Raw genomic sequence first — 18,092 nt, forward strand, 5'->3', positions numbered from 1 at the left:
AGAAAACAAAAGAAAGAGAGGCAGATTCTGCCTCTCTTTTTTTTTTACAATAAATCCTGCAGCGCGTTTTCAAGATTGTAAAACTTAAATTGGTACCCAAGTTGCTCAATTTTATGGGAACTGACCAATTGTCCCTCCAAAACCAAAACAGACATTTCGCCCAATAAAAGTTTTAAAACAAAAGCAGAAATATTGGGAAGCCAAAGTGGACTTTCCAATTGCGATGCAATCAATTTGGTCATTTTTTTGTTTTGAACGGGGTTTGGAGCCACGGCATTAAATTTTCCTTCCAATTGATTTTTAAGTATAAACATATAAATCCCTATAATATCTTTAATGTGAATCCAAGATTGCCATTGCTCGCCACTTCCCAACGGCGCACCAACGCCTAGTTTAATTGGCTTTGCAATTTGTGGCAAAGCACCCTCATCTTTGGCAAGCACGATACCGGTGCGCACTTTGCTCACTTCCATTCCCAAATCTTTAAATTTCACGGCTTCAGCTTCCCAAGCAACAACTACTTCCGCCAAGAATGTATTGTCAATTTCCAAATCCTCTTCGGTGTATAATCTAGTTTTTGAATTTGGATAAATATTTATTCCACTGGCCGAAATGAAATGTTCAATATTATGATCTATCTTTTGGAGTGTTTCATAAAGAAGTTTCATTGATTCCACCCTACTATCAATAATAACTTTCTTATATTTTTTTGTCCAGCGTTTTGAAATTGAAGAACCAGCTAGATTAATTATAGCACTTACGCCGTGAAATGCTTTTTCATCAATCTCTTTTGTTTGGGGATTCCAGTAAAAACCGTTATAATTTTCAGAATTTTCAATCTTTTCTTTACTGGTAGTAAAATAATTAACAGAAATTCCCTCGCGATGACATTGCTTTACCAATTCACTTCCAATAAGTCCTGTGGCTCCTGTTATCAATACTTTATTGCTCATACTTTTTAAATTTAAATATTCAAAAGTGAACTGCAAAGACCCTTAACGGAAGATTGTGAAATCGGGAAGTGGGAAGTGGAAATTTGGGATTTGGAATTTGGGATTTTACAAAATTTAAATCTTTACCGCCCAATGTATTTAGCTATGATGAATATTGACAATCACTTTGTACCTCTCAACATTTCCTTTTTCCCCGGCGGTCCGGCAAGTCTTTCTACTTTAAATCCGACCGCTTGCATGGCTCGACGTGCATTTCCGTTTGCGGCATAGGTTACTAAAGCCCCATTTGGTATTAGGGCATTGTGCATTTTTTGGAAAATTTCCTCCGTCCAAAGTTCGGGCTGCACGCGGATTCCGAAAGCATCAAAATAGATAAGGTCAAAAGTATTTTCAGCAGTTATTTCAGAAAAGAATTTTTGTTGTTTTGTGAGGTTGAAATTTTCAGAAATAATCGTTTTTTCTTCCCAAGGAGATGTATGCAATTGTAAAAATATTTCTTCCGAAGCCTTTAAAAGCGAAGTGTAATTGAGTGTTTTAATTTCCTCAAGAATTAAAGGATACGCTTCAACTCCCGTATAATTTACTTTTAGTTTATTTTTTTCGCTTTCCAAAAAAGTAAGAAAAGCATTCAAACCCGTGCCGAAACCAATTTCCATGATAGAAATTTCAGTTTTAGAATTTTCAGAAAGCCAATAATAAAGCCCTTCCTTTATAAAAACGTGAAGGGCTTCAGCTATCGCTCCGTGCTTGGAATGATACTGCTCATCCCATTCCGAAATATGTAATGTATATGAACCGTCGCCGGTTTTTAATAATGTGCGTTTCAAATATTACTGTTTTTCCACTTCAGGAATAAGTACGCCGTCTGCCTCAAAAGCCAAAGTGCGTTTAGGCTCTGTGATTGCAGCTATTTCCTCAGCAGATTTTCCTCCGTCTTCAGCATAATGGCGCTGATCTTCAACGCTCATTTCTTCAACATAGGCTTTTCCGGAAACTATAACTTCCTGTCCGGCTATGTCTTTTGGCATAAAAAATCCATAATCCTTAAAACGAACCATGGTTTCGGCATCGCCCATTTCAAGGTTCATCCAGCATCCTTTTTTCTGGCAAACATCTTTTACAGTGGAAGCAAATTTCACATTTACGGTATCGCCAGGCTTAAGATTTTTATACTTTTCGGTCATTTCAGTATTTGTCATGACATTATCGTCAGAAATTTCAGTACCAAAAGATTGGTAGTTCATCGCAACTTCTTCAACTTCGGCAGTAGGTTTTTCTTCAGTCTTTTCGTTTTTACAGCTTGTTATAATTGCCATCAGGGAAAATACAAATAGAATTTTTTTCATTTTGAACGGTTTAATAAATTATTGATTGGTAACACATTGCAATTTTAATGATTTTTTGAATTTTTTATGGTTTAAATTTTACCTATTTTTACCAAATAAATATTTCTTTTCATGAATTCTTCCACCAAGCAAAAATTAGATATACAAAAAGCTGAATCCTCCAGAATTGGGCAAGTTGATTTTAACAACCTCACCTTTGGAAGCACTTTTAGTGACCACATGTTTGAGTGTGATTATAAAGATGGCGAGTGGCAAAATCCAACAATTAAGCCTTATGGCCCATTGACTATTTCGCCCGGAGCAAAGGTTTTTCATTATGGCCAAGCAGTTTTTGAGGGAATGAAAGCCTATAAAGATGATGATGGAAAGGTATGGCTTTTTAGACCTGAGGAAAATTTTAACCGAATAAACAAGTCATCAAAAAGGATGGCAATTCCCGAATTTCCAAAAGATATATTTTTTGAGGCATTAACTGAACTTGTAAAAATTGACAAGGAATGGGTAAAAAAAGGATTGGGCAATTCACTGTACATTCGTCCTTTTGTTATGGCTACACAGGTTGGGGTCTCCGCGTCTCCTTCCACAGAATATAAATTTATGATTTTGATGTCGCCAGCGCAAGCTTATTATACGGGCGATGTGAAAGTAGAAATTGCAGAGCATTATAGCCGTTCCGCAAATGGCGGTGTGGGCGCTGCAAAAGCTGCGGGTAATTATGGCGCACAGTTTTTCCCAACAAATTTGGCCCGTGAAAAGGGTTTCCAACAGGTTATTTGGACTGATGCCAGCAAGCACGAATATTTAGAGGAAGCTGGCACCATGAACGTTTTTTTCCGTGTGAACGATACACTTTTAACAGCCCCAATTAGTGATAGAATTTTGGACGGGGTGACCCGAAAAAGCGTGATTGCCCTTGCCAAAAGAGACAATATAACGGTAGAAGAAAGACCTGTTTCGGTTTCAGAAATTGTGGAAGCCGCAAAGAATGGAAACCTTAAGGAAATATTTGGCGCTGGAACCGCTGCGGTAATAAGCCCGGTGAGCGCTTTTAGTTATCACGATACAGTTTATGATCTTGAACATCAAGATAACGGTTTTGCTATGCGGTTCAAAAAAGAACTGATGGATATTCAGCACAATCGTAGCGAAGATCCATTTGGATGGAGATATGAAGTTTTGTAAAAAAACTTAAACTCCAATACTTAAAATTCCAAATTTCAAAAACTTATCTTTTTGGAATTTGGAATTTTACTTTTCAAGGGTTTCCTTAATATTTGGCTTAAAATAATTCGGTCCTTTTAAAACCTTACCATCCTCACGGTAAATTGGTTTTCCATCCTCTCCCAATTTGCTCATATTGCTTCGTTGAATTTCGTTGAAAACTTCCTCAATTTTATGTTGCATTCCGTGCTCGATAATTGTCCCGCAGAGAATATAGAGCATGTCGCCCAAAGCATCGGCAACTTCCACCAAATCATTATTATTGGCAGCTTCAAGATATTCCTCATTTTCCTCGCGCATCAATTCATAGCGCAATAAATTCTTTTTTATTCCAAGATTGGCGGTTGGTGATTCTTTCATTCCGAGACCAAAAGCTTTGTGAAATTCAGAAACTGCGGCTATTTTATTCTTCATAATATAAGTTTAAGGTTGTAAATTTGCTTCGTAAAACTACAAATTTATGTTTACTACCGGCCAGTTGATTTTTGCTATTTTATTTTTTGTTGCTTTTGTGGGCATCCTAATTTATAGCTATCGTGGCGATAAGAAACTTCATAAAAAATATTATAAAGGGAGCCTTTGGATATTGTTGGGGTTTATTCTTTTTATCGTTTTTTTGCTGGCGATAAAAACATATATGAAAAATTAATTTCATTTCTCAAGATTACTCTTTTCTAGACCTTCAAAAATAAGTTTGACTTGAAGGTATCATCTTACCAATTCTAAAAATTTCTCCAAAACATTTTTCATAAGATGCAATATTAGTTCTGTTAATCTAAAATTTATCTCAATAAAGTTGATAATTTGCTTCAACTTTATATTTTAGCCAAAATTTTTAGAAATTAATACTAACCAACCAAAATTTAAAATTATGATTTTTAAAACAAAATTACTTTTTCCATTATTATTACTTATTTTTTCAATCTCCGTTTCTTGCGATAAGGAGGAAGACGAAATTTCTGGCTGTACAGACTCTTTAAGCTACAATTATAATCCTAGCGCTGTTTCTGACAATGGAACTTGTGAATATTACTACGGTGGTCGTGAGAAAGGTCAAATAGATGTTGGAGCAATAGTGGATTTAAACAATGAATACAATATTTATATAGATGGTGAATATATTGGCAGACTTACTTATTATTTCCCTAACGGACTAGAATGTGGAAACCCAGATGCGGTAGGCAGAATTTTTGATTCTGGATCCCATGTAATAAGGGCTGAAGGAAATGGTGGAAGTGAAATACGTGAAGGATTGGTAGTGTTGGATCCACAGGAATGCCTGGTAGTTTTGGTGGAAAATTTACCCATTATTGGCAACAATAAAGGGGATGTTAAATTTTGGGTAAATCAAGATTATGGTTGTGGATTAATAACTGTAAATTTGAATGGCGTGGGTTCTAGCACAATTAGCGGTTATTACAATGGTAGCCCAGATTGTATAGTAGATGGAGTTGGAGGGAACTTTAATGATCTTTTGCCAGGAATCTATAATTATTCAGCAAGTTGCCAAGGCTATAATTGGAACGGGTCAGTTACAATCACTCAAAATGGTTGTTTTAAGCTCCAGTTAGTTCTTTAAGTTTTTTTTTTAAAATTGTTTATAAAAAAAGCTCTTCGGATATTCGAAGAGCTTTTTTATTACTGTAAAATTTTTATTAATTAGTTGCAGGCAAATTGCTGTAGTTTTCAGAATAGAATAACATTTGTTCTGCAAATGTTTTTGGCTGCTCAATTGTGAAACTTTCAATCTCGCCGTTGTCATCCATCTTAGGCACAAGTACTGGATTTACAAATCCGCTGTAAGGCGCAGAAGTAAACTGTTTGTTGCGCTCCAAAATTTCTTTGTGAAGGGTTTGATCCACTTTTACACCGTAGGTTTCAACCAAATGTTCAACCGCTGCATAATCGCCTTCACTTTTAATGCGTTGTGTTTCGCGAAGCAATTCACCGAAAAGTTCGTGCAGTTTTTCATAATCGTTAATGTTATAATAGGTTTTTCCGTCACGTGTAATTTTTTCAATTACATTATCGGCTTTTCCTTTTTCAAAAACCCAAGCAGAAACCCATTGACGGTTACGCATATGCGCTTCTTCAACGTCATCACCTAAATTCAAACGAATCAATTGCGTCATCAAACCATTGCGAATGTAGCCGTCATAAGCTGCCATTCCCACTTTTTTCCAATCGTCAACCAAACCAAGTTCCTGTAATTTTGGGCTATATAAATAATAAAGTCCTACCAAATCTGCGCGACCTTCTTCCAAAGTAGAAGCGTAATTTTTAAGCGTTTCCTTCGTTTCGCCCACACCAGGATTTAATTGTCCGGAAGCGTGACCAATTACTTCGTGAAGCGCAGTGTGAAGTTTATCTGCAAGTTGGCCGTATTTTTCTTCAAGTTCAAGTTCGGTGGAATCGTTTACAAATTCCTTCAATCTGCCTGTGCTTCCTGCGTTGTTGTATGAATCAATAATATTTCCAAGGGAAACGGATTTACTGCCCACAGCTGCGCGAATCCAGTTTGCATTTGGAAGGTTTACCCCAATTGGCGTGCTTGGGGAAGCATCTCCGGCTTCGCCGGCAACGTTCACCACTTTATAGGTTACTCCCACTACATTTTTCTTTTTATGCTCTGGCATCAATGGAGAATTATCCTCAAACCATTGTGCATTTCCTGAAATAACAGACATTTTTTCAGACATATCAAAATCCTTTATTTGCACAACGGTTTCGTAAGAACCTCTGTAGCCCAATGGATCGTTATAAACTTCAATAAAACTGTTTATATAATCTATGTTTCCTTCGGTTGCACCAGTCCAAGCTACGTTATAGTCATCCCAAGTTTGAAGGTCGCCAGTTTTGTAGTATTGAATCAAAAGACCGATTGCATCTCCCTGTGCTTGGTTTTCGGCAACGCCTTGGGCTTTTTCAAGCCACTCTATTATTTTATCAATTGCAGGACCGTATAGCCCACCAGATTTGTAAACCAATTCTTTAAGCTGTCCATTTTCCTTAACCAATTTAGAATTCAAACCGTACGAAAGTGGTTTTTCAGGATTTGGAGATTTCATTTTTGCATAGAAATTTTCCACATCTTTATTGGTAACGTCCGGTCCGTAGAAATTTACTGCGCTCATAGCAACATTATCCACACCTTTTGCAAGATTCACTTTTTTGGAATCCTTATCGTTGAAGATTACCTCAAAAGCTTCTCCTTCCAAAGTGGTATTGGTATCGGTTAAAAGTTGTTTTAAATATTCCGAAGAAAAGTCCGGCTTCATTTTATCGTTGGAATAGTGATGGTGGATACCGTTGCTGAACCAAACTCTTTTCAGGTATGTTTCAAAATTTTTCCAATCTTCGGTAGTTTTATCACCTTTATAGTTTGTGTATATGTTTTCCAAAGCTTTTCGTATTGTAAGGTTGTAACGGTAGTTTTGGTCCCACATAATATCTCTTCCTGCCAATCCGGCTTGGGTAAGGTAGTACACAAGTTTTTGTTCTTTTAGTGAAAGTTTTTCCCAACCCGGAATTTGATAACGTAAAACCTTTACGTCGCCAAACTGCTCCACATTGTAATCAAATTCTGTGGAAGCTGCTGTTTCCACTTGGGCTACATCTTTTTCCTCCTTGTTTTCTTTACAGGAAAAAAAGAATAAACCAACCATTGCCATTGCAATAAAAAGGGTGTTCTTCATTTTAAGAAATTTTAGATTTTCGCAAATGTACTAAAATATTTTCCGCAATATTAAATGCGTTGAACTACAATGAGATTGCACATACTGATTTTCAAAAGCATCAATGAAATTTCCTTATCTTAGCAACACCAATTAACACCCCGCTAACACATGAAAATAATAAAATACTTACTCTTTCTTATTCTTCTTATAATTATTGGCAGCGCCATCTACTTCGGAACGAAGGAAGGAACCTACGATATTCAGGATTCCATGGTTATTCAAGCGCCGCCGGAAGTTGTTTTCAATAAGGTAAATGATTTTAAAAGTTGGGAAAAGTGGGGTCCTTGGAAAAAAGAAGACTCTACAATGACTTTTACCTATGCCGAAAAAACGGCGGGAGAAGGTGCGTCCTATTCCTGGGATGGCGATATGAGCGGTTCTATGACCACGACAAAAGTAATTCCAAATAAAGAAATTCAACAAGATTTAACCTTAGATACTCCAGGTGGGGAAAGACATCCGAAAGTGTATTGGACTTTTGAGGAAGTAGAAGGCGGAACCAAAGTAACTTGGGGAATGAAAGGCGAACATACCTTGATTGATAAAGCCTATTATTCTTTGAGCGGAATGGACTTTGATGCGGAAATGCACAAAATGTACAAAAGTGGTTTGGAAGGAATTGCTACCGAAGTAGCCGAAGACATGAAGCAATATTCCATAAACGTTGATGGTGTAACCCAATACGGCGGCGGCTATTATATGTACACAACTTCAGTAGCAAAACTGGACGAGCTCGACGAAAAAATGAAACCGATGATGGATGTGGTTATGGGCTTTATTGCGAAAAACAGCCTAAATATGGCCGGAAAGCCATTCACTATCTATAATGAAATTGACAACGCAAACGGAACGGTTATCTTTTCAACAGGCGTTCCTGTAAAAGAACAAGTAATTACACCCGAAGGAAGCCCCGTGGTTTGTGGGTTTATGGAGCCAGTATCGGCTGTAAAAATTTCATTAAAAGGAAATTATGACCATCTTCCCGAGGCTTATACAAAAGGAAGGCAATACATAGAAAAAAATGGCCACCAAATTGACCCAAACGGAAAAATGTTCGAGGTTTATATGACCGACCCAGAAACAACTCCAAATCCGGCAGCGTGGTTGACGGAAGTTTACATTCCTATAATTATAGCACCAGAACCCGTTGAAGAAGGCATTTAGATGAAACAATTAGCACTCGTTTTTATTGGTGGTGGTTTTGGAAGCACTCTTAGATATGGGTTTTCAAAATATTTGAATAATTATGAAACCGGTATTCCCTACGGTACATTTGCAGCGAATATTTTAGGGAGTTTATTGATAGGAATTATTCTCGGGATCGCCTTAAAAAATGAAACTCTTTCTGAAAATACCGTGCTGTTTTTGGCAACCGGTTTTTGCGGCGGGTTTACAACCTTCTCAACCTTTGCGTATGAAAACCACGTTTTTTTAAAAAGTGGCGACTTTATGTCTTTTGCGCTTTATACCATTGCAAGTTTTGTAGTGGGTTTTGCAATGGTTTTTTTGGGAATGTGGTTGGTCAAGATTCTTTAATGTTTCCCAAAATCTTTCACTCCCGCTTCAATTCTGATTAAAAGATCATTTTCCTTTGGCGGAATGGGGCAAGAAAAACGAGCACTATAGGCACAGTATGGATTATAGGCTTTGTTGAAATCTATATTAATTGTATTCCCTTCCGGAATACGTTGGTCCAAAAATCTGCCGCCTCCGTAGGAACCGTCCCCACTGGTTAAATCTGTAAACGGAAGGAACAAATAATCTTCATAACCCGGTTCATCGTATGGCTGTGTGCTTTTGAAAAGGTTCAGCACAAAATCCTTTCCTTCCAAAGAAAAATGGGCTTCGCCATATTTAACATATTCCGGAGTTCGCGAAGTGGTTGTTGGCATCAGAAAAGGTTTTTCATCTGGTGTGCGAATAAATTGCGCTTCAACAATAAATTTTTCAGTGATTGGGTAAAATTCCAAACCGTGAAAATCTTTAAAATCCTCAGGCTCCAAAATCGTGGTTTCGGGATTGCTGAATTCTTCATTCAGTTCTATTTGTGCGGCTTTGCTTTCAGAAATAAGAGCTTCGTCCTGCGCGGAAACAACAATACTTAAAAGCAAAAACGAAAGAAAAAATAAATTCTTCATGATTAGTTTTTAGTAAAAATAGAAAACAATTCCATACTTCATAATTATTTCTATTTTTGGGCAAAACAAAATTTTATGAAATTTAAATTTTTACTATTCACCCTTTTTGTTGCTATTGGCACCCAATTTTCAGTTGCACAACATATTAGACTTGACAAAAAGGAAATGTCGTTTTTAGCTTCTCAGCAAAAAGTAAATGTAATTTTTACTTATGAGGATCTTCATTTCAATGCCGATAATTTTACAGAGAGTGAATTTCTTGATTATATAAAGAAAAAAATAGAAGGAAAATTAAATCTGGAAGAAGCTTTGGATTGGGAACAAAAACATCTCACTGCCAAAGACTCTATTTATCCTAAAATTTTTGTTGCTTCATTAAATAATCGCATCAAAAATTATGACCATCCCATAGAATTTGTTTGGAATGATCCCTCCATAAAATATACAATGAAGGTTCAAACGGACTGGATGTATTTTGGTTACGACGCTGGAATAGCGCAACAACCTGCAAAAGCAAACCTTAAAATTTATTTTTATGAAACCTCAAATCCTGATACTATTATTTCACAAATTGATGTAGAAAGAGCCGAGGGTTTTGATGTTGTTGGTAATCTTTCATTTACTCCAAATGTTGGAATAACCTCAACGAATTGGGTGGAAGAATTTTTAAAAGCAAATGAAGATTATCCAAAACCGAGCCTTATCAGAATGGGGAATATGTATGACAAAGCGGCTGTTAGGTTTGGGATGACTTTAAAAAGAGTTTTGGATTAATAGTCAAAACCATGAAAATTAAATATCTGTTGCCATTTTTAATATTCTTTTTTGCATCTATAAGCCTTAATGCCCAATGGGTAAAATTTAATAAGAAAGAGCTCGCTTTTTTGAAAAATGTAGATACCGTTTCGGTTCATATAACATTTAATGATTTGCATTTCAATGCTGATAATTTGAACGAAAATGATTTTTTGGAACATATAACGCAAAAAATTAATAAACACCTAAACCATACGGAGGCAGAAAATTGGAAAGCGGAATATTATAATTCTAAAAGGGAATTTTGGCCAAAAGCTTTTGTAAATACTTTGAATGAAACCACTGCTCTTTATAAAAATGCTCCCGTATTTGTTTTGAATAAACCAAACGCTAAATATGAACTACGTGTAAATGCTTTTTGGATGTATTTTGGCTATCAGGCTATAGCACATACAGAGCCAGCAAAATTGCATCTTTCCATGGATTTAAGCGAAGTTGAATCAAAAAAAATTATTAGTAGTTTACGCATTAAAGAAACTCTCGGTTTAGTGGTTCCAAAACCGGAATTCCCAAAGGTTAGTTTGAAAAGTATGGAAAATGCTTTTGAAAGAGCTGCTGAAAATTTAGGCTTATCGCTAAAAAAAGTTGTTAAGTAACAAGTATTTTTCACTACATTTGGTTTCAAATTAAAGAAAAATGAAAAATAGAACATACACCAGTCAACCAACCCAGGTCATTTCTAAAAAGAAATGTCGGCGATGTATGTATTGATTATATAGAAATAAATTTATTCAATATAAAAACGTCCCGGCCAAAACCGGGACGTTTTACTTTTATACCACCAACCAACGATGAAAAAAATTTACACCAATTATTTAGCAAACTTTCGGGGTCTCTCCCGGGAAATTTGGCTATTGTCTTTGGTGACCTTCATCAATCGTGCTGGGGCAATGGTAATTCCATTTTTGTCACTATACCTTATAAATGTTGAAGGATTCAGTTTACCGCAAGTGGGCTGGATTATGTCTTGCTTTGGGCTGGGGTCATTATTTGGAACTTTTATTGGAGGCAGATTAACAGATTCCATTGGTTTTTACAAAGTTATTCTCGTCAGTCTTTTTATGGGGGGTGTGGGTTTTATTTTGTTGCAATTCATAAATACTTTTTACGGATTTTGTATTGGCATATTTTTATTGACATTAATGGCAGATGCCGGCCGGCCGGCCATTTTTGTTGCGGCTGATGCGTATAGTAAGCCAGGAAATATAACCCGAAGTATTGCTTTGATACGGCTGGCAATAAATTTGGGATTCTCAATAGGTCCATTGATTGGGGGATTGATTATTGCAAATATTAATTATACTTCCCTTTTTTGGATTGATGGACTTACATGCATGATTGCATCTTTAGGGGTGTTCCTGCTATTAAAACCTAAAAAACAAAAAGACCCACTACTTGAAAAGCTCATTATAATAAAAGAAGGAGTACCGCCATATTTAAACAAGCTTTTTATGGTTTTTTTCATAATTATGGTGGCGTACAGTCTTGCGTTTGTTCAATATTTTTCGGTGATGCCAGTGTATTATGAAAAAGTACATTTTCTTTCAGAAGATGTTATAGGGTGGCTTTTGTTTATAAACGGAGCAACGATTGTTCTTTTTGAAATGCCTTTGATTGCTTGGTTGGACCGAAAAAAAATATCAAAAACCATGGCAACATTTTGGGGTATTTTCTTTTTGGGCCTCAGTTTTCTTGTTTTGAATCTTTCAAGTTGGGGCGGTGTGCTAATAATCGCTATGTTTCTTATGACTTTGGGAGAAATGATTGGATTTCCATTTTCAAATGCACTTGCTCTGGAAATGTCACCCAAGGGAAGAAAAGGTAGCTATATGGCATTGTACAGTATGAGTTTCAGTTTTGCGCATTTAATTGGGCATAACGGCGGAATGAATATGGTTAATAGTTTTGGGTATTTTAATACCTGGACAATCTTTTCCATTTTCCTTCTTTTATTGGCGTTGCTAACTATTTGGCTGTATTTTTTATTGAAGAAATCTGAAACAAAAAATATTTAAATCTAACTTTTAATACTGGGCTTTTTATTGTTATTCCTTTTTTTCCTGCTTATAATAACGGCATCGAGACAGGAAATCATTAGTGCTATTCCAGCGAAAAGACAAATTATTCTAATAGCGGTGTCTCCTGGGAATTCCAAACCTGTAAATCCTAAAAGTGCTGAAGAGATTGTTATTATCAAAAAATGTATGGTATAGTTTTTCATGGCTATTTATTTTAGAATTTTTTTCCATTTAAAGATAACTCCAACTAAAATTTTAAACTCTTAAAAAGAAACCAATTACCAGATTTTTAACATTGCAAAAATTATTTCAAAGGCTTTAAATCATTGTTTTTAACTACGTGTGAAAGCACAATCTGTGTCTTGGTTTCACCATAAACAATTAACTGGTCAATAAATGTTTCCAGATGCTTTTGGTTTTTAAGAACTACTTCCATCACAATATTTTCGTTTCCAGTGATACGGTAACAATTTAAAACTTCATCGTAGGTTTTTACGATTTCAAGAAAGGGCTTTAGTTTTCCCATAAAAGCTCGAAGTGTAATGATGGCCTTAAACTGATATCCAGCTTCAAAAGGTGAAACAACCGTAAAGTAACCATTGATAACACCGGAATCTTCCATCTTTTTTATGCGCTCTGAAACGGCAGGTGAACTAATGCCTACTTGCCTTCCAATCTCTGTATTGGGTTGTCGTGCGTTTTTCTGAAGACAATTCAGTATTTTCCAATTTAAAGTATCTATGCTCATATTAAAGTTAAAAAATAAAATTAACGTATTATTTAAAGCAAATATATCAATTTACTTTAAAGTATATTGTGCAAAACCAATGCTTCTGAGTAAATTTGATACGCTTTAAAAAAAGAAAAGAAAAATGTCGCCCCACTCTTTCGGAAACAATCCGCATTCGCCTTTATATAAAAAGGCCCAGGAAATATTTACATTATCCAGACATATTTCCTTTTATTTAAGTCACGATTTAGCCTATCTTCAAAGAAATGGCAAAGAAGACACGAACATATATTTTACGGGCGATATTGTGCAACAATCCGTTTCGCTTGCACCACAAATACTAAAAGCGGAAAGCCAATCTTTTTCTGAAGAAAAACACAAGTATGCCGCATCAGTTATGCGCCTGTCAAACCTGCTTTATAAAAATTGTGAACGATTAGAAAAGGTTAACAGCAACGGGAAGGATTTTCTGCCATTGCTTCGCAAAGAGCTTAAAAAATTTAGAAAACTTCAACACACCTGGAGGTTAACACTCTAAATTTCAAAACTGTAATCTCTTAAAATTCAAGTCCATTTATTTAAAATTCTTCAACCGATTTTTACATATTTCTTCTATATTGTCCGCCTACTTCAAAAAGCGCTTCCGTTATCTGTCCCAAAGAACAAACTTTAGTCGCTTCCATTAATTGTTCAAACATATTTTCATTATGAATGGCCGCAGCCTTTACTTTTTCTATTGAGGCCGTCGCGCTCTCTGTATATATTTTATGAAGGTTTTTTAATGTTTCAATCTGTACCATTTTTTCCTCTTCCGTAGCTCGGATAACCTCCGCTGGAAGAACCGTTGGGGAACCTTTACTGCTTAAAAAGGTATTTACGCCAATAATCGGGAAATCACCGTTATGTTTTAAAGTTTCATAATAAAGACTCTCTTCCTGAATCTTACTGCGCTGGTACATTGTTTCCATAGCGCCCAAAACCCCACCGCGTTCAGTAATGCTATCAAATTCTTTCAAAACCGCCTCTTCAACAAGATCGGTTAATTCTTCGATGATGAAAGAACCTTGAATTGGATTTTCGTTTTTTGCGAGTCCCAACTCTTTATTTATAATCAATTGAATGGCCATGGCACGGCGAACACTTTCCTCTGTTGGGGTTGTGATAGCTTCATCATAAGCATTTGTATGTAAGGAATTGCAATTGTCATAAATTGCATACAATGCTTGAAGCGTAGTTCGAATGTCGTTAAAATCAATTTCCTGGGCATGCAGGGAACGCCCTGATGTTTGAATATGATATTTTAGCATTTGCGCTCTTGGGTTTGCACCGTATTTTTCCTTTAGTGCCTTCGCCCATATTTTACGGGCAACACGACCAATTACTGCATATTCCGGATCAATTCCATTACTGAAGAAAAAAGAAAGGTTTGGTCCAAATTCATTGATGTCCATACCACGACTCAAGTAATATTCCACATAAGTGAAACCGTTTGAAAGCGTAAAAGCCAATTGGGTGATTGGGTTTGCACCAGCTTCTGCAATGTGATAACCACTAATAGAAACAGAGTAAAAATTTCGAACTTTTTTCTCAATAAAATATTCCTGCACATCCCCCATCAATCGAAGCGCAAATTCTGTAGAAAATATACAAGTATTCTGTGCTTGGTCTTCCTTTAAAATATCAGCTTGTACGGTACCGCGAACTTGTTGAAGGGTTTCAAATTTAATTTTATTATAAACTTCAGCCTCCAAAACTTGGTCGCCGGTTACGCCAAGCAGCATCAGCCCTAATCCGTTGTTACTTTCTGGAAGATCGCCGTGATATTTTGGGCGTTCAATTCCTTTTTCTTTATAAATTTTGTTGATTTTCTTTTCAACTTCACTTTCCAAACCATTTTCCAAAATATACTTTTCGCAATTTTGATCAATAGCAGCATTCATAAAAAAGCCAAGCAACATAGGCGCCGGACCATTAATGGTCATACTTACCGAAGTCATTGGGTGGCTTAAGTCAAAACCTGAATAAAGTTTTTTGGCATCATCAAGGCAACAGATAGAAACGCCTGCGTTCCCTATTTTTCCATAAATGTCGGGACGTAGATCTGGATCGTTTCCGTATAGTGTTACGCTATCAAAAGCCGTGGAAAGCCTCTTTGCCGGAAGCCCTAAACTTACATAATGAAAACGCCGATTTGTTCTTTCAGGCCCACCTTCTCCAGCAAACATTCGCGCAGGATCTTCGCCCGTTCTTTTGAAAGGATAAAGCCCCGAAGTATAGGGAAACTCCCCTGGAACATTCTCTTGAAGTGTCCATTTTAAAATATCACCCCAAGCTTGATATTTGGGCAATGCTACTTTTGGTATTTGGGTGTGGGAAAGCGACTCGGTATGGGTATCAATATTTATTTCCTTTCCACGTACCTTAAAGGTGTAAATCGGGTTTTTGTATTTATTCAGTTTATCTCCCCAAGCTGTAATTATTTCCCAATTATAGGGATCTAAATTTAGTTTTTCACGATCAAATTCAGCGAGCAGAAGCTTTAATAAATCCTTGTTTTTTTCTGAAGCAGAAATTGATTCGGAAACAATTCCCGCTTTATCGAGTTGTGGCATTTTCCCAGAAATGGATTCGATGGTTTTGAAAATTCCATAAAGCCGTTGTGCTACTTCCCCTTGCTCAGCAGCCTTTTTATCGTAAGCTCTGTTGTTTTCCGAAATTTCTGAAAGATAGCGCGTTCGCGAAGGCGGGATCACAAAAACCTTTTCTTCCATTTCTTCCGAAACATGGAAATCACTTTTAAGATCTGCTTCAGTTTTTTCAACAATCCCATTCATTACCGCCTTATAGAGTTTGTTCATTCCCGGGTCGTTGAACTGTGAAGCTATAGTACCATAAACAGGGAGTTCATCTTGAGGTGTTTCCCAAAGTTGATGGTTGCGCACATATTGTTTTTTTACATCACGGAGCGCATCGAGCGAACCGCGTTTATCAAATTTATTAATTGCCACAAGATCGGCGAAATCCAGCATATCAATCTTTTCAAGCTGTGTGGCTGCGCCAAATTCAGGTGTCATTACATATAATGAAACATCACTGTGTTCAAGAATTTCGGTATCGCTCTGCCCTATTCCGGAAGTTTCAAGGATAATCAAATCATATTCCGCAGCTTTTAAAACCTCAATAGCTTCCGAAACATATTTTGAAAGTGCCAGATTGCTTTGGCGCGTTGCCAAGCTTCGCATATAAACTCTTGGCGAATTTATTGCATTCATTCGAATTCTATCGCCCAACAAAGCGCCTCCGGTTTTCCTTTTGGAAGGATCTACGGAAACAATTCCAATTGTCTTCTTCGGAAAATCTATTAAAAATCTTCGCACCAATTCATCAACCAATGATGACTTTCCAGCACCTCCGGTTCCCGTAATTCCCAAAACTGGCGTTTTTACCTTTTCGTTTTTGATATGGATTTTCTGAAGCGTTTCCTTTGCAACCTCGGGAAAATTTTCGGCAGAAGAAATAATTCGCGCAATGGCACCCATTTCCTTATTAGGTAATTTTGAAAGTTCACCATTTAATGTATCACCTATCGCAAAATCAGATTGCTCCACTAAATCGTTTATCATTCCCTGCAGCCCCATTTCACGTCCATCATCCGGAGCATATATTCTAGTAATGCCATAATCCATTAATTCCTTAATTTCAGAAGGAAGGATAACGCCGCCACCGCCGCCAAATATCTTTATGTGTCCCGCTCCTTTTTCCTGCAACAAGTCATACATATATTTAAAATACTCATTGTGGCCACCTTGATAGGAAGTCATAGCTATTGCGTTTGCATCTTCCTGAATGGCAGTATTAACAACTTCTTCCACACTGCGATCGTGGCCAAGGTGGATAACCTCTACTCCGGTAGATTGGATAATACGGCGCATAATATTTATTGCGGCATCGTGCCCATCAAAAAGAGAAGCAGCCGTAACAATACGTACTTTATGTTTTGGTTTATAGGGAGTTATTTGTCGCATGGAATATTTCTTAAAATAATAAAACGCAAATTTAAGGAAAAGCTAACGAACATAATGCTTTAAGTGGAGAAGGATGTAAAAAATATTTTATTTAGAGCCTTGCTTTTTTTTATAATTTTTGTATATTGCACACTCAATATTAAACAATTAAAAATTTAACATTATGAAAAAAATTTACTTATTAGCTTTTGCTCTAGGAGCTTTTACTTTTTCTGCAAACGCACAATTAATTGACGACGATATGGAAGGTTACACTCCAGGTCCAGTACATGAAGACCATTGGTCTAGCTGGAGTGGTGCTGCAGGTCCAGAAGACATGGTGATTACTACTGACCAAGCTTTCAGCGGTGGACAGTCTGGATACATCGGTGACGATGGTGTTCAAGATGCAATGCTTTTATTAGGAAACCAAACTTCTGGAACTTATACTTTAGATTGGTATATGTATATACCTGGTGGAAAAACTGGATACTATAATGTACAAGAAGATGAAGACACTGGTGCTACTGGAGGTATTTGGGCAATCAACGTTCACTTTAACTTGGATAACTTAACTCCAGGTACTGGATATGTTGTTGATGATGCAAACCCTGCAAACATTGTTTCTACATTTTCTTACCCAGAAAACTTTTGGTTCCAAATCAGTCACGTAATTAATCTTGACACAGATACTGTTGTAATGTCTATTGACGGAACTGAAATCTATAATGGACCTTTCTATTCTGGTGGTAACTTAGGAGGAATTGACTTCTTTTCTATTGACGCAAACAATCAGTACTATATTGACGATGTAGTTTTCTCTAGTGCTGCTGGAGTTGAAGATTTCTCTGCTGATTCTTTTAGAGTATATCCTAATCCAGTAAAAGATGTATTGAACATCAGTACTAAAACAGCTGTTGACAATATTGAAGTTTACGATGTATTGGGCAAAAGAGTACTTTCAGTACAACCTGATGTAATTTCTCCAAAAATCAACATGAGCGGTCTTGCTTCTGGTGCTTATATGGTAAAAGTTACTATAGGTAATGCTTCTAAAACTGTGAAAATTATTAAATAATAATTTAAAGTTTTTTTATCAAAAGACCCTTCATTAATGAAGGGTCTTTTT

At 36.5% G+C, this 18,092-nt stretch carries 18 protein-coding genes; 9 read left to right on the forward strand and 9 right to left on the reverse strand.

Annotated elements, in window-relative coordinates:
• Positions 1-44: 44 nt before the first annotated feature.
• The 3 genes from A7A78_RS03675 to A7A78_RS03685 all read right to left on the reverse strand — a co-directional run bounded on the left by A7A78_RS03675 (position 45) and on the right by A7A78_RS03685 (position 2,299).
• A complete protein-coding gene (locus A7A78_RS03675; protein WP_068761098.1) occupies positions 45-953 on the reverse strand; it encodes a TIGR01777 family oxidoreductase in 909 nt (302 codons plus the stop codon).
• A gap of 161 nt (positions 954-1,114) precedes the next feature.
• Positions 1,115-1,780, reverse strand: a complete 666-nt coding sequence (mnmC2, locus tag A7A78_RS03680; protein ID WP_068761099.1) for a tRNA (5-methylaminomethyl-2-thiouridine)(34)-methyltransferase MnmC2 — start codon at positions 1,778-1,780, stop codon at positions 1,115-1,117.
• 3 nt (positions 1,781-1,783) lie between these two features.
• Positions 1,784-2,299, reverse strand: coding sequence for a DUF4920 domain-containing protein (locus A7A78_RS03685; RefSeq protein WP_068761100.1), 516 nt, complete (start codon positions 2,297-2,299; stop codon positions 1,784-1,786).
• Positions 2,300-2,410: 111 nt separating this feature from the next.
• On the opposite strand from A7A78_RS03685, the gene A7A78_RS03690 reads away from it, so the two are divergent.
• Complete coding sequence (locus A7A78_RS03690; RefSeq protein ID WP_068761101.1) at positions 2,411-3,481, forward strand: branched-chain amino acid aminotransferase; 1,071 nt, start codon at positions 2,411-2,413, stop codon at positions 3,479-3,481.
• 66 nt (positions 3,482-3,547) lie between these two features.
• Here the strand turns inward: A7A78_RS03690 and A7A78_RS03695 are convergent, their stop codons facing one another.
• A complete protein-coding gene (locus A7A78_RS03695) occupies positions 3,548-3,934 on the reverse strand; it encodes a pyrophosphohydrolase domain-containing protein (RefSeq protein WP_068761102.1) in 387 nt (128 codons plus the stop codon).
• 457 nt (positions 3,935-4,391) lie between these two features.
• Between A7A78_RS03695 and A7A78_RS03705 the strand changes: the two genes are divergently transcribed.
• Complete coding sequence (locus A7A78_RS03705) at positions 4,392-5,099, forward strand: hypothetical protein (RefSeq protein ID WP_068761104.1); 708 nt, start codon at positions 4,392-4,394, stop codon at positions 5,097-5,099.
• 76 nt (positions 5,100-5,175) lie between these two features.
• On the opposite strand, the gene A7A78_RS03710 is transcribed toward A7A78_RS03705, so the two are convergent.
• Positions 5,176-7,215, reverse strand: a complete 2,040-nt coding sequence (locus A7A78_RS03710; RefSeq protein WP_068761105.1) for a dipeptidyl-peptidase 3 family protein — start codon at positions 7,213-7,215, stop codon at positions 5,176-5,178.
• A gap of 150 nt (positions 7,216-7,365) precedes the next feature.
• Here A7A78_RS03710 and A7A78_RS03715 point away from each other — a divergent pair, with 150 nt between their 5' ends.
• A complete protein-coding gene (locus tag A7A78_RS03715) occupies positions 7,366-8,421 on the forward strand; it encodes an SRPBCC family protein (protein ID WP_068761106.1) in 1,056 nt (351 codons plus the stop codon).
• Positions 8,422-8,793 carry a fluoride efflux transporter CrcB gene (crcB, locus tag A7A78_RS03720; protein WP_068761107.1) on the forward strand — a complete coding sequence of 124 codons (372 nt, stop codon included), beginning with the start codon at positions 8,422-8,424 and terminating at the stop codon, positions 8,791-8,793.
• Here crcB and A7A78_RS03725 read toward each other — a convergent pair.
• Positions 8,790-9,395 carry a DUF1684 domain-containing protein gene (locus tag A7A78_RS03725; RefSeq protein ID WP_068761108.1) on the reverse strand — a complete coding sequence of 202 codons (606 nt, stop codon included), beginning with the start codon at positions 9,393-9,395 and terminating at the stop codon, positions 8,790-8,792. The genes crcB and A7A78_RS03725 overlap by 4 nt on opposite strands.
• Positions 9,396-9,470: 75 nt before the next feature.
• Between A7A78_RS03725 and A7A78_RS03730 the strand changes: the two genes are divergently transcribed.
• The 3 genes from A7A78_RS03730 to A7A78_RS03740 all read left to right on the forward strand — a co-directional run bounded on the left by A7A78_RS03730 (position 9,471) and on the right by A7A78_RS03740 (position 12,226).
• A complete protein-coding gene (locus A7A78_RS03730) occupies positions 9,471-10,169 on the forward strand; it encodes a hypothetical protein (protein ID WP_068761109.1) in 699 nt (232 codons plus the stop codon).
• An 11-nt stretch (positions 10,170-10,180) separates the two neighbouring features.
• Complete coding sequence (locus A7A78_RS03735) at positions 10,181-10,807, forward strand: hypothetical protein (protein WP_068761110.1); 627 nt, start codon at positions 10,181-10,183, stop codon at positions 10,805-10,807.
• Positions 10,808-11,002: 195 nt separating this feature from the next.
• Positions 11,003-12,226: an MDR family MFS transporter gene (locus A7A78_RS03740; RefSeq protein WP_068761111.1), complete on the forward strand. Its 1,224-nt coding sequence runs from the start codon at positions 11,003-11,005 to the stop codon at positions 12,224-12,226.
• 2 nt (positions 12,227-12,228) lie between these two features.
• On the opposite strand, the gene A7A78_RS03745 is transcribed toward A7A78_RS03740, so the two are convergent.
• Together A7A78_RS03745 and A7A78_RS03750 are read right to left on the reverse strand one after the other, a co-directional pair.
• Positions 12,229-12,432: a hypothetical protein gene (locus A7A78_RS03745; protein WP_068761112.1), complete on the reverse strand. Its 204-nt coding sequence runs from the start codon at positions 12,430-12,432 to the stop codon at positions 12,229-12,231.
• A 101-nt stretch (positions 12,433-12,533) separates the two neighbouring features.
• Positions 12,534-12,977, reverse strand: a complete 444-nt coding sequence (locus A7A78_RS03750) for an Lrp/AsnC family transcriptional regulator (protein ID WP_068761113.1) — start codon at positions 12,975-12,977, stop codon at positions 12,534-12,536.
• Positions 12,978-13,101: 124 nt separating this feature from the next.
• Here A7A78_RS03750 and A7A78_RS03755 point away from each other — a divergent pair, with 124 nt between their 5' ends.
• The gene (locus A7A78_RS03755; RefSeq protein WP_068761114.1) at positions 13,102-13,497 is read left to right on the forward strand and encodes a hypothetical protein; all 396 of its coding nucleotides are present in this window, start codon (positions 13,102-13,104) and stop codon (positions 13,495-13,497) included.
• A gap of 61 nt (positions 13,498-13,558) precedes the next feature.
• On the opposite strand, the gene A7A78_RS03760 is transcribed toward A7A78_RS03755, so the two are convergent.
• Positions 13,559-16,984 carry a methylmalonyl-CoA mutase family protein gene (locus tag A7A78_RS03760; protein WP_068761115.1) on the reverse strand — a complete coding sequence of 1,142 codons (3,426 nt, stop codon included), beginning with the start codon at positions 16,982-16,984 and terminating at the stop codon, positions 13,559-13,561.
• A 316-nt stretch (positions 16,985-17,300) separates the two neighbouring features.
• Between A7A78_RS03760 and A7A78_RS03765 the strand changes: the two genes are divergently transcribed.
• A complete protein-coding gene (locus tag A7A78_RS03765) occupies positions 17,301-18,041 on the forward strand; it encodes a T9SS type A sorting domain-containing protein (RefSeq protein ID WP_165593545.1) in 741 nt (246 codons plus the stop codon).
• The last annotated feature ends 51 nt before the right edge of the window (positions 18,042-18,092 follow it).

Origin of the sequence: Aequorivita soesokkakensis (genome assembly GCF_001641085.1) — a bacterium.
Classification (GTDB): domain Bacteria; phylum Bacteroidota; class Bacteroidia; order Flavobacteriales; family Flavobacteriaceae; genus Aequorivita; species Aequorivita soesokkakensis.